The organism is Lysobacter korlensis, from assembly GCF_042434515.1.
On record NZ_JBHLTG010000005.1, the window covers coordinates 406,232 to 417,806 of the forward strand.

Genomic DNA, 11,575 nt, shown 5'->3' on the forward strand with positions numbered 1-11,575 from the left:
GCTCCTACTCCAGCGCCTCGATGTAGAGGCGGCCGTTCGCCTGGAAGCTGATCAGGAGGCTGACGGTGAATGGCACGTCCTCGTCGAAGCGGGTGACCGTGCCGTCGAACAGCGACCGGATGTCGACCCGCAGCCGCACGGCGGCCTCGGTGGGCGGCATCAGCCAGGTGCCGGGCTCTTCTGCCGGACGGAGTGTCACCGGGGGATACTCCGACATCGTCCACCGCGGCTCGGACTCGATCCGGTTGGCGACCTGCTTCCCGAACGGGCACCCGGTCGGCAGCAGCACGCGCTGTTCCGCGCACGCGTCGAGATATCGGCCGAGGTCGCGCTGCACCTCCGCGACGAAACGCTCGTTGGCTGCGACGTCGACGCGGGCTTCTGCCAGCTCCCCGGAAGCGCTGACGGCGACCTCGACCTCGGCCGCTTCGAGGTAGGTCGTCTCGTGGCCGAACTCGTAGGCGCCCGGGGCAAGCACGCGGTACGTGCGGGGCTCGTTCGCCGCGCCGACGACCTCCAGTCCGTTGACGTCGAACCTGGGATCGTGCAAGACGGTGACCTCCACCTGGGCCACGGGGGGCTCGGCGAAGCGCCAGGCGCCGAACACGCCGAACCGCGTGCCAGCGGGCTCCAGCAGGAACTCGGTCCGGCCGGCGCCGGCGTCGGTGCGGTAGTCGAACTCGACCCGGTGCGTCCCATCGGGGAGCTGCTCGTCCGAGCGCTGATGGATGTCGGTCAGCCGGCCGAGCGCTCTGGCGTCGAGCAGCACGTCGCGTTCTGTGGGGGAGACCCCGGCGAGCTCCAAGGCCCCGGGCACGTCGTGTCGCGCGAGCGCCTCCAGGTAGCTCCGCACCAGGCCGCCTGGGCTGAACAGCGTCGCGTTGAGCGCCACGACGACAAGCGCGAACGACACGACGAACAGCGCGAACAGGGCCGCCCAAGTCCCCACGATCCTGCGCATTCTGACATCCTATTTTCGCCTCGCTCGAGTCGCCGACCGGCGCGGGTAGATTGAAGTTCCCGACCCGAGGAGCCACGTGTTCGAGCAGAAGCTCTCACCGGAGCAGGCTGCGGTCTTCGCCGCGATCGAGAACACGCGCGAGCACGTCTTCGTCACCGGCCGGGCGGGCACCGGCAAGTCGACCCTGCTGAACCATCTCTCCTGGCACAGCTCGAAGCAGATCGCCATCTGCGCCCCGACCGGGGTGGCGGCGCTGAATGTCGGCGGGCAGACCATCCACTCACTGTTCCGGCTGCCGATCGGGGTGATCGCGGATTCCGAGATCGAGCAGGGGCCCGAGGTCCGGAAACTGCTCGGCGCCATGGACACCCTTGTGATCGACGAGATCTCGATGGTGAACGCGGACCTGCTCGATGCCGTCGACCGGAGCCTGCGACAGGCGCGGCAGCGTCCGCAGGAGCCGTTCGGCGGCGTGCAGCTGGTGCTGTTCGGTGATCCGTACCAGCTGGCCCCCGTGCCGGGCGACGGCCAGGAGCGCGCCTACTTCGAGGACCACTACCGCTCGATGTGGTTCTTCGACGCGAAGGTGTGGCAGGAGGCCGACCTGCGCATCTTCGAGCTCACCACCATCCACCGTCAGCATGAGGATCAGTTCAAATACCTGCTGAACGGAGTGCGGTTCGGCATGGTCACCGCGGAGATGGCCCGGGTGATCAACGAGACGGGCGCCCGGCCCGCGCCGGAAGAGGGCGCCATCACGCTCGCCACCACCAACTCGGCGGTGAACCGGATCAATGCGATCCGGCTCGGGAGCCTTCCAGGCCGGGTCCGCACGGCGAAGGCGGAGGTGAACGGCGAGTTCGGCGGACGCTCGTTCCCCGCCGAGGAGGCCCTCGAGCTGAAGGTCGGGGCGCAGGTGATGTTCCTGCGGAACGATCCGGACCAGCGCTGGGTGAATGGATCCATCGGCACCGTGAAGACCGTGCGCGACACGGTGTGGGTCGACATCGACGGGGAAGCGCACGAGGTGCTCCCGGCCACCTGGGAGCGGTTCCGCTACTCGTACTCGGCGGCGACGAAGCGGCTCACCAAAGACGTGGTGGCCGAGTTCACGCAGTTTCCGCTGCGCCTGGCATGGGCGGTGACGATCCACAAGTCGCAGGGCAAGACCTACGACAAGGCGATCGTCGATCTGGGCACCCGTTCGTTCGCGCCCGGCCAGACCTATGTGGCGCTCAGCCGGATCACGGCACTGGAGGGTCTCTACCTCACGAGACCCATGCGACCCTCGGACATCCTGGTCGACAAGGACGTGCAGCGGTTCATGGCGTCAGCGGTGCGGGCGCGGCCGGTCGCCGCGGGCTGACCCTCCCGCCACGGTGCGGAGTCAGTGACCGCCGTGGTCGAGCAGCTCCTCGGGCACGACGCCGTGCCCGTGCGGCATCGCGCCGGCACCGGCCTCGGTGGCTGCCAGCGCCGGCGTCACGAGCGCGGCCGACGCGAGGGCACCCGCGATAAGCGCGGCGAGGAAGCGGCCGGCGGGAACGGGCGTGGGGGAGTCGGCGACGGATGCGCGTGCGCCGTTCCGCACGCGCCGGCCTACGACGAGGGCCGCAAACAGCTCGAACGCGCCGGCGACCGCCATCGGCAGCAGCGGAAAGGGCTGGAGCAGCTCGCCGGAACCACCCGCAGCCGCGCCGAGCAGCAGCACCGCCCACACGGCCAGCGGCGCCAGCGCGACGGTGAGCACGGCCGCCGGTGCGGCGATGCGGTCGCGCATGAAGGTGGCGACGCCCCAGGCGAGCTCGGTGAGCGCCAGGGCGGCGAGGAGCACCGCGAGGGGGAGGGGAGCCGTCGCGGCGAGTGCCGCGTGGATGATGCCGGTGCAGATGGCAGCGAACGCCAGCCACATGCGTGTCACCGGTGACATCCGGCTCCCCTCCTTGCTCTCACGGTTCCGGCTGGATCAGCGTGCGGTCGCCGCGCGGCGCACGTCGCGCTCGGCCCCGAGTCCGACGGCGAGCAGCACGATGGCGCTGGCGAAGTGGAGGACGTTGTCCGCCGCGTTCAGCGCCAGGATGTTCGCCGGGTTGTCGCCGGCGATGAAGAGGCCGATCAGACCGACGAGGAGGTACGCAGCACCGATGGTGGTGTTGGTCGCCTTCGCGGCCGAGACGCTGGACAGGCCTCCGATGAGCAGCGCTGCTCCGATCAGGAGGTGGACGATGTTGTGGAAGGGGTTCACCTCGAAGATGCCGAGGAGCAGGTTGCCTTCGGTCGCGAAGAAGTCCACCCCGCCGGTGACGAAGAATCCGAGGATTCCGACCAGCAGGTAGACCGCGCCGAAGATGACGCCCAGCAGCCGGTTCGGTGATTTTGTCAGGGCGACTGTGTCGTTTCTAGCCATTGTTCGTGCCTTTCTGGTGCGAGAGCGCGGCTGTTGCCGCTTTACCTGACATTCGTACTCGCCTTGGAATCGGATTGGAGCAACCATCCGGTCGGCTCACAGCTTGTTCCCAGTCCGGTCACATGAGAGTTAAGGGCTGGCCTGGCGGGTTTTCCGGGGCGTCTGGCCGGATTTCAGCGGCCGCCTCACCTCCGGGACGCCAGCATTGAGGCATGACGATCGTGCCGGACACGAAGGACTGGACCTGGGTGCTGGAACGCGCCTGCCCGCAGTGCGGCTTCGACGCCTCCGCGTTCGCCGCCGCGGACGTGCCGGACCGGATCCGCGCTGACCTTCCCGCGTGGGCGGCCCGGCTGGCTGAGCCGGATGCGCGGACCCGACCGGACGAGTCGACATGGTCTGCCCTCGAGTACGGGGCGCACGTCCGCGACGTGTTCCGGCTGTTCCGGGTCCGGCTCGCGCTCATGCTGAACGAGGACGATCCGCTCTTCGCGAGCTGGGACCAGGACGCGACGGCGCTCGAGGACCGCTACGACCGCCAGGATCCCGCTGCCGTCGCGGGGGAGCTGGTCGCGGCGGGGGAGGAGCTCGCTGCGGACTTCGAGCGCGTCGGAGGAGCACAGTGGCATCGTCCGGGACGACGCAGCGACGGTGCCCGGTTCACGGTGGACAGCTTCGCCCGGTACTTCATCCATGATCCGGTGCACCACCTCTGGGACGTCACCGGGGTGCGAAGCGGCTAGTCGAGCAGCTCCCGCTGCAGGAAGCCCGCCGTACGCGCGAACGCGAGTGCCGCCGCTCGCGGCTCGTACAGCTCCGGGATCGCGGCGTTCGCGAACGAGTGGACGGTCGCGAGATAGTCATGACGCGCGACCGGGGTCCCATGGTCCTTCAGCCGGGCCACGAACGCGTCGGGCTCCTCGTCGTCCTCCCATTCGTCGATCTCGGCGAAGTGCAGCAGAACAGGGCAGGGCAGCACCGCGGCGGTCTCGGGCCCCAGAGTCGCGTAATACGCGACCACGGCATCCGACGCGCCCGTCTGGGCATGGGCCAGCGCGAGCCAGCCGCCCACCGCGAAGCCGATCACCCCGAGACGCGATCCGGCAGCGGCCGCCACGCAGTCGTCGATGAGGGAGAGCGCCGGTTCCAGCGCCAGCCCTGCCATGAGACGTTCGGCGCCCGCCGCATCCGTCGTGCCGACACCGCCGTAGAGGTCGGGCGCGGCGACCCGGAACCCGTGGGCGCTGAGCGCCGCGCAGTAGTCGAGCACCGCTGCGAGCCGGCCGTACCCGTCGTGGAGCACGACCACCACCGGCGCGGACTGCTCGCCGAACCACAGCGTCTCGCCGGGGGAGGGGACCGGGATGACCGCGTCGTCGGGTTCAGTCATGGGCTCATTCTGCAACTTCACGGGAGCGACCCCGTCCGGGGCCGCGCAAACTGAGTGTCCGCCGTGAGATCGCTTGGCGCGGTGAATGGACGCAGGGGCGGCTCCTGGTGGGGCCGATCGCAGGGTGGCTCGCAGCGCCGAGCGGGGATGTTACCCTTGTTACCGATCCGTTACATCTTTCTCGCGGGTTTCACCGAGTGTCGTGCGCTGCGACTCAGTTTCGGGGTGCTAGAGCGAGAACCTCGCGAGGAGCGCCGTTCTGCTGCACGACACCCGAGCCCTGTCCGGCCACGCCCGCCAGCTCGAAACGATTCAATCGCCCGCCCGTCCGCTGACCCGGCGTGAGGCCCGCGAGTTGGACGCCCGTTCGTCGCGTCGCCGCAGGGCTGTCGTGCCCGAGCTTCGCCTGCGTCGTCTCGTCCGGAAACTCCTGCCGGTAGGGGCCCTGGGCCTCTCCGCGGCGCTGCTGGTCAGCGTCACCGTCCCGGCGAGTGCGCTGACCCCCATGTTCGAGGCGACCGCGACGACGACCCCGATCGCGGCGGCCGGGGCTGTCGAAGCCGGCACGCAGTCGATGGAGGTCGCCGAGGTTGAGGCGGTCGACGCCGAGCGCGGCGACTACAAGATCGTCGTGAAGCCCAAGCCCAAGCCCAAGCCGAAGCCGTCCCCCGCGCGGTACGAGGTGGCCTCGGGAAGCACCGCTCCCGTGTCGTCGGCTGCGCCGACGGTCGCGGCCTCTGGCGTCGTCCGCTGGCCGGTCGACAGCCTCAAGGTCAGCGACGGGTTCGGCTACCGCGTCTCGCCGTGCGCCGGCTGCTCGTCCAACCACATGGGCACCGACTTCACGCCGGGAAGCGGCTCGCCGGTCTACGCCATCGCTGCCGGCACCGTCTCGGTGGTGGCGTCGAGCGGCGGCTACGGCACTCACGTCTACATCGACCACACGGTGAACGGCCAGTCCGTGCGGAGCCTCTACGCCCACCTGCAGGCCGGCTCTGCGGCCGTGTCGGTCGGGCAGCAAGTCGCCGCCGGAGCATACCTCGGCGCGGTCGGCATGACCGGATCCGCCACCGGACCCCACCTGCATCACGAGATCCTCGTGAACGGCGTGAACGTCGACCCCTACGCCTGGCTCAGCGCCAACGTCGGCTGACTGGGGGTCAGCCGATACCGGTGGTGTCCGCGTCGGTCTCGGTGGAGTCTTCGGGGATCGTCGGCACCGCGGCTCGGGCAGCCTTCCGGGAGGCGGCGACGTATTCGCTCGGATTCGACGCGGCGGGCTGATTGAAGATCTCGCGCAGCACCGCGGGGTCGACCTTCGGACGGCGGTGCTCGTCGAGGAGCCCGTTGGTCTCCTGGAGCGTGTCGGTCAGCTGCGTCCAGCAGAAGCCGATGATGGCCGGGTTGCCGAGCAGGGGACGAACCAGCTCGTCGACCTTGGCGGCGAAGGTCTCGGCATCCGGCACGGCGCTGTAGCCGTACCAGTCTTCCCCTTCGGAGGGGTGGAAGCTGATCCCGCCGAACTCGGTGATCATCACCGGCTGTCCGTCGTGCTGGTGATCGCCGACGAAGAGCCGCATCTCGTGCGGTCCCCAGCCGCCCACCTCCGCGGCCGCCCCGGCATACCGGGCCTCGAGCAGGTGGCCCTCCGGCGCGTAGTCGTGGATGCCCAGGATGTCGGTCGCGGTGTGCTCCCAGCCGTCGTTCGCGATCACCGGTCGTGAACCGTCGAACGCGTGCGTCAGGTGGTAGAGCGCCTGGGCGAAGTGGCGCTGCTCCTCACGATCGGCGATCCAGCGCACACCCCAGCTCTCGTTGAGCGGCACCCAGGCGACGATCGACGGTGCGCTGACGTCGCGGCGGAGCACCTCCAGCCACTCCGCCATCACCCGCTGGACCATCGTGGGGGAGTAGCCGTAGCTGCTCGGCATCTCGCCCCACAGCATGAGCCCGAGCCGGTCGCACCAATAGAGGAAGCGCGGGTCCTCCACCTTCTGGTGGATGCGCAGGCCGTTCAGACCGAGCTCCTTCGCGAGCTCGACCTCACGCTTCAGCTCGTCGCCGGACGCGGCGAGATGGCTCTCCGGCCAGAAGCCCTGGTGCAGCGCCATGCGGAGGATCGACGGGTGACGGTTGAGCAGGAACCGGCCCTCGGTCGCCGCGACCGAGCGCAGCCCCAGGTAGCTGAGCAGCACATCCGCCCCGGCCCCCTGGCCGAGGATGACCTCCGCGTCGATCAGGTTCGGGTGACTGGGGGACCAGAGCGCCCAATGCAGGTCCTGATCGTGGGTGAGGGCCGGGATCGCGATGTGGATCGTCGCCCGCGAGCCTGCGACGGCGGTCGTCTGATGCGCCAGCTCGAGGTCTCCTTTGCGCAGGACGATGCGGACCGGGGTCCCCTCAGGCACGGGGCGGTTGAACTCGAGCTCCGCGCGAACCGTCGCGTGCTCGATGCGCGACGACCAGGTGACGCGTGCGATGTGCGTACGGGGCACCCGCTCCAGCCAGACCGGCTGCCAGATCCCCGTCGTGCGGGAGTACCAGATGGCGTGCGGGCTGTCCTTCCAGTCCTGCTTGCCGCGGGGCTGGCTGAGGTCGTCACTGCGGTCCTCCGCACGGACCGTCACCCGCACACGCCGGCCCTCCGCGCTCGGGCGCAGCGGGACGGAGAAGGGAGTATGACCGCCCTCGTGCTGTGCGAGAAGCTCACCGTCGGCCCACACCTGCGCCCGGTAATCGACTGCGCCGAAGTGCAGCAGCCAGAGCCCCCCGTCCGTCCGGGTGGGGAGGTCGACGTCCCGCTCGTACCAGACGACGTTCCAGTGCGCCGGGTCGCCGATGCCCGAGGCGGCGGACTCGGGCGGAAAGGGCACCACGATCTCACCGTCGATGCGGCCGGCGGCGGCGAACCACTCCTCAGTCAGCCCGAGGTCCTCGCGGTCGCCCGCGAAGCGCCAGGTTCCGGTCAGGTCGAGCCAGTCCTCACGCACGAACTGCGGGCGAGGGTGCGTCTCACGCAGGGCGTCGAGCTGGCGCGCAGCAGCGCCGGGAGAAGGTGCGACCACGTTGTCTCCTCGAGAGGGATGCTTGTGCGCCGTCGGGCGGCCCGCGTATGGAAACGTTACCAGCCTGCACACAGCGGGAAGCGCGCACCGGACGCATCGCCGAGGGAACTCATGCCTGGCCGCGAGGCGCTGCGCAGGAACGCCGGTCGCACGCTAGCCTGCCCGTGGGGGCTTCGCATCGTTCAGCTACTGAGCCGGTGCAGACACGGATGAGCGGGGTCCTTTCCCGCCTCCGGCGGCTGTTGCTCTGCTCATTCCCGGCCTGACCGAGGACGCCGGCATTTGACCGCGATTGCGAAGACCGCGCCCACGTCGAAGCGTGAGCTGCGCCGGGAGATCCAGACGCTGCGGGCGATCGCGGTGCTGCTGGTCGTCGTGTTCCACCTGTGGCCGAACCGGCTGACCGGCGGATACGTCGGTGTGGACGTGTTCTTCGTCATCTCAGGCTTTCTCATCACCTCGCACATCCTGCGCGACGTCGAGCACGAGCACTTCCGCCTGATCCGCTTCTGGGCCCGTCGCGTTCGCCGGCTGCTTCCCGCTTCCCTTCTGGTGCTCGCGGTCACCGCCCTGGCGATCGTCGGGCTGGCTCCGCAGCAGCACTGGCAGCAGTGGCTTCGTGAGATCGCCGCCAGCGCCGTCTACTTCCAGAACTGGCTGCTGGCGGCGGACTCCGTCGACTATCTCGCGGCGGACAACACGGCCTCACCGGTTCAGCACTTCTGGTCGCTGTCGGTGGAGGAGCAGTTCTACATCGTCTGGCCGCTTCTCGTGCTCCTGGCGGTCGCCGCCGCGAAGCGGTTCGGGATCGGCAAGCGGCGCGCGGTGTTCGCCATGCTCGCGGTCACCGTCGCGACATCGCTCGTGGTCAGTGTGCTGCTCACGCAGCACGATCCGGGCGTCGCCTATTTCGCGACGCCGGTCCGCGCCTGGGAGTTCGGCGCCGGAGCGCTCCTCGCGTTCGCGCCGTCGTCCGAAGCGGTGTCCGCCGGCCTGCGGCGGATGGCGTCATGGGGAGGACTCGTCCTCATCGGCGCTGCCGCCCTGGTCTTCACGGCCGCAACGCCGTTCCCCGGTTCCGCGGCGCTGCTGCCGGTCGTCGGCACGCTGCTGGTCATCTGGGCGGGGGAGCCCGGCGGACGACTGAGCACCCGGGCGCTGATGGCTGCCGCCCCGGCGCAGTTCCTCGGCAACATCTCCTATTCCATCTACCTCTGGCACTGGCCGCTCATCGTGCTGATGCCGTATGTGCTCGGCGGTGACCTCACCACGGGGGCGAAGCTCGCCGTCCTGGCCGCATCGGTGCTGCTCGGCTGGGCGACGACCCGGTTCGTCGAGCAGCCGTTCCTCGCCCGCAGCGCCGGGCTGCGGCACCGCTTCACCTTCGCGGGCGCCTTCACCGTCACCGCGGCTGTGGTCGCCTTCGCCGGTTTCGGATGGAACGCCGTGCAGCTGCAGGTCGAGTCCGACCTGCGCGCGGCCTATGCGGCGGTGGCGAGCGGGATGCCGTGCCTCGGCGCCGGCTCGTGGGCAGCAGACGGCGCGGCCTGCGGCGATCCATTGGTGAGCACCTCCTTCGTGCCCTCGGCTCTCGCCGCCTCGCGGGACACGACGCGGACGCAGAGCACGCGCTGCGGCTCCACGTCGAGGGAGGATTCGGAGGCCAAGGCATGCGAGTTCGGCAACCGGACGTCGCAGGTGCGGATCGCGCTCGTCGGCGACAGTCACATGCAGCAGTACGCCGGCGCATTCGAACGGGTGGCCAACGACAACGGCTGGGCAATGGACCTGTACAGCAAGGGCCGCTGTCCGTTCTCCGATGTCCGCCGGGCGGGCGAGCACATCATCACGGAAGCATGCACGGGGTGGGTGGGCAACGTGAAGGCCGCGCTGCTCTCCCGGGACTACGACCTCGTCGTGACATCGCAGGTCAGCGGCGTGGAGTGGGCGCCCCCCGCCGGAACGTCGGTCGAGGACTTCGCCGAGGGCGGGCTCGCGCGCATGTGGGGCACGCTGAACGAGGCCGGACTGCCGGTCGCGGTGATCCGGGACTCGCCGCGGCCGGTCCCGCGCGTTCTCGAGTGCCTGTTGGACGTTGACACCCCGACGGAGTGCGACAACCCGCGAGCGACGGCACTGCCGTACGACCCGCAGCCTGGAGCGGTGCAGCGGATGCAGACCGACGACACCTTCCTGATCGACCTCACCGACTTCTACTGCGGACCTGAGCGGTGCTCCTCGGTGATCGGCGGCGTCCTCGTCCACCGCGACGCCAACCACCTCACCAACACCTGGTCGCTCACGCTCGCCGGGCAACTGGGCGAGCGAGTCGGGGCGCGGCTCGAGCGCGACCCGGTCCTGAGCGTCGCGTCGGCTTCCGCCGGCTGACCGGACCAGGGGCGGGCTCCCGGCGACCGTCGTGAGACAGGCCGCGACCGAGTCGAGAACTGAACGTTGGAGCGAGTGACGGGAATCGAACCCGCGCTATCAGCTTGGGAAGCTGAAGTTCTGCCATTGAACTACACTCGCGCAGCCGGGAAGGCCGGAAACCATTCTAGTAGTCTCGGGCCATGCTTCTCAGCGACCGGGACATCCGGACCGAACTGGAATCCGGGCGGATCGGTCTCGACCCGCTCGACATGGGCATGGTGCAGCCGTCGAGCGTGGACGTGCGACTGGACAAGTACTTCCGGTTGTTCGACAACCACAAGTACCCGTTCATCGACCCGGCGGAGGACCAGCCGGAGCTGACGCGCCTCGTCGAGGCGAAGACGAGCGAGCCGTTCATCCTGCACCCGGGGGAGTTCGTGCTCGGATCGACGTACGAGCTCATCACCCTGCCCGACGACATCGCAGCGCGGCTGGAGGGCAAGAGCTCCCTGGGCCGGCTCGGCCTGCTGACCCACTCCACCGCCGGATTCGTCGACCCCGGGTTCTCTGGCCACGTGACGCTCGAGCTCAGCAATGTCGCCACCTTGCCGATCAAGCTGTGGCCGGGGATGAAGATCGGGCAGCTCTGCTTCATCAAGCTCTCCTCACCGACCGAGCGCCCATACGGATCGAGCGAGTACAGCTCCCGCTATCAGGGGCAGCGGGGTCCGACCGCGTCGCGCTCCTTCCAGAACTTCCACCGCACCGAGGTCGGCGACCGCTCGCTCTGAGGCTGCCTCCCCGAGTCGGGTGCCCCGGTGCGGGTGCAGCGTCAGACGCTGGCGGGCCATTCCTGCAGCTGCAGCGCGAGCCAGGGACTGAACGCGTATGGGGCGGCGAGCACGGCGGCGCGGAGGGCATCCGGCTCCACCCAGGCGTGCTCCGCCACCTCGTCCGGTCGCGGGTCGAGGGCGGATGCGGTGACGGCCCGGTACACGGGGCACAGCTCGTTCTCGACGATCCCGGAGGCGTCGACCGCGCGGTAGCGGAAGCCCGGGACGACGAGCTCGACCGCTCGCACAGCCAGCCCGAGCTCCCGCTCGGCGCGTCGGCCGATCGCATCCTCCACCGGCTCGCCCGGCGCCGGATGGCCGCAGAAGCTGTTCGTCCAGACACCCGGCCACGTCAGCTTCTGCAGCGAGCGCCTCGTCACCAGCACGCGGCCGTGCTCGTCGAACACGTGGCAGGAGAACGCGAGGTGCAGCGGGGTGTCGGCGGAGTGCACGGTGCGCTTGTCGGCGACCCCGATCGGCGTGCCGTCGTCGGCGACGAGGATCACGCTTTCTCGCTCAGGTTCAGTGTTCAAGGCCCGCGCTAGTCTG

At 69.6% G+C, this 11,575-nt stretch carries 11 protein-coding genes and 1 tRNA gene; 5 read left to right on the top strand and 7 right to left on the bottom strand.

Features of this window, described 5'->3' with window-relative positions:
• Positions 1 to 4: 4 nt before the first annotated feature.
• Positions 5 to 961 (bottom strand): hypothetical protein, encoded by a 957-nt coding sequence (locus ACFFGH_RS21365; RefSeq protein ID WP_386672081.1) that lies wholly within the window; start codon positions 959 to 961, stop codon positions 5 to 7.
• A 76-nt stretch (positions 962 to 1,037) separates the two neighbouring features.
• Here ACFFGH_RS21365 and ACFFGH_RS21370 point away from each other — a divergent pair, with 76 nt between their 5' ends.
• Positions 1,038 to 2,327 carry an ATP-dependent DNA helicase gene (locus ACFFGH_RS21370; protein ID WP_386672083.1) on the top strand — a complete coding sequence of 430 codons (1,290 nt, stop codon included), beginning with the start codon at positions 1,038 to 1,040 and terminating at the stop codon, positions 2,325 to 2,327.
• A gap of 21 nt (positions 2,328 to 2,348) precedes the next feature.
• On the opposite strand, the gene ACFFGH_RS21375 is transcribed toward ACFFGH_RS21370, so the two are convergent.
• Together ACFFGH_RS21375 and ACFFGH_RS21380 are read right to left on the bottom strand one after the other, a co-directional pair.
• The gene (locus tag ACFFGH_RS21375) at positions 2,349 to 2,891 is read right to left on the bottom strand and encodes a hypothetical protein (RefSeq protein ID WP_386672085.1); all 543 of its coding nucleotides are present in this window, start codon (positions 2,889 to 2,891) and stop codon (positions 2,349 to 2,351) included.
• Between the two features lie 36 nt (positions 2,892 to 2,927).
• A complete protein-coding gene (locus ACFFGH_RS21380) occupies positions 2,928 to 3,368 on the bottom strand; it encodes a DUF4383 domain-containing protein (protein ID WP_386672087.1) in 441 nt (146 codons plus the stop codon).
• A 212-nt stretch (positions 3,369 to 3,580) separates the two neighbouring features.
• Between ACFFGH_RS21380 and ACFFGH_RS21385 the strand changes: the two genes are divergently transcribed.
• Positions 3,581 to 4,111 carry a DinB family protein gene (locus ACFFGH_RS21385; protein WP_386672089.1) on the top strand — a complete coding sequence of 177 codons (531 nt, stop codon included), beginning with the start codon at positions 3,581 to 3,583 and terminating at the stop codon, positions 4,109 to 4,111.
• Here the strand turns inward: ACFFGH_RS21385 and ACFFGH_RS21390 are convergent.
• A complete protein-coding gene (locus tag ACFFGH_RS21390; protein WP_386672091.1) occupies positions 4,108 to 4,758 on the bottom strand; it encodes a dienelactone hydrolase family protein in 651 nt (216 codons plus the stop codon). The genes ACFFGH_RS21385 and ACFFGH_RS21390 overlap by 4 nt on opposite strands.
• A gap of 391 nt (positions 4,759 to 5,149) precedes the next feature.
• Here ACFFGH_RS21390 and ACFFGH_RS21395 point away from each other — a divergent pair, with 391 nt between their 5' ends.
• Complete coding sequence (locus tag ACFFGH_RS21395) at positions 5,150 to 5,911, top strand: M23 family metallopeptidase (RefSeq protein WP_386672093.1); 762 nt, start codon at positions 5,150 to 5,152, stop codon at positions 5,909 to 5,911.
• Between the two features lie 7 nt (positions 5,912 to 5,918).
• On the opposite strand, the gene ACFFGH_RS21400 is transcribed toward ACFFGH_RS21395, so the two are convergent.
• Positions 5,919 to 7,823, bottom strand: a complete 1,905-nt coding sequence (locus ACFFGH_RS21400) for a glycoside hydrolase family 2 protein (RefSeq protein WP_386672095.1) — start codon at positions 7,821 to 7,823, stop codon at positions 5,919 to 5,921.
• A 282-nt stretch (positions 7,824 to 8,105) separates the two neighbouring features.
• Here ACFFGH_RS21400 and ACFFGH_RS21405 point away from each other — a divergent pair, with 282 nt between their 5' ends.
• Entirely contained in the window at positions 8,106 to 10,211 is a 2,106-nt protein-coding gene (locus ACFFGH_RS21405; RefSeq protein ID WP_386672096.1) for an acyltransferase family protein, read from the top strand.
• 67 nt (positions 10,212 to 10,278) lie between these two features.
• Here the strand turns inward: ACFFGH_RS21405 and ACFFGH_RS21410 are convergent.
• A tRNA-Gly gene (locus ACFFGH_RS21410) sits at positions 10,279 to 10,352 on the bottom strand.
• A gap of 41 nt (positions 10,353 to 10,393) precedes the next feature.
• Here ACFFGH_RS21410 and dcd point away from each other — a divergent pair.
• Positions 10,394 to 10,984 carry a dCTP deaminase gene (gene dcd, locus ACFFGH_RS21415; protein WP_386672097.1) on the top strand — a complete coding sequence of 197 codons (591 nt, stop codon included), beginning with the start codon at positions 10,394 to 10,396 and terminating at the stop codon, positions 10,982 to 10,984.
• Positions 10,985 to 11,025: 41 nt separating this feature from the next.
• On the opposite strand, the gene idi is transcribed toward dcd, so the two are convergent.
• Complete coding sequence (gene idi, locus ACFFGH_RS21420) at positions 11,026 to 11,559, bottom strand: isopentenyl-diphosphate Delta-isomerase (protein ID WP_386672099.1); 534 nt, start codon at positions 11,557 to 11,559, stop codon at positions 11,026 to 11,028.
• Between the last annotated feature and the right edge of the window lie 16 nt (positions 11,560 to 11,575).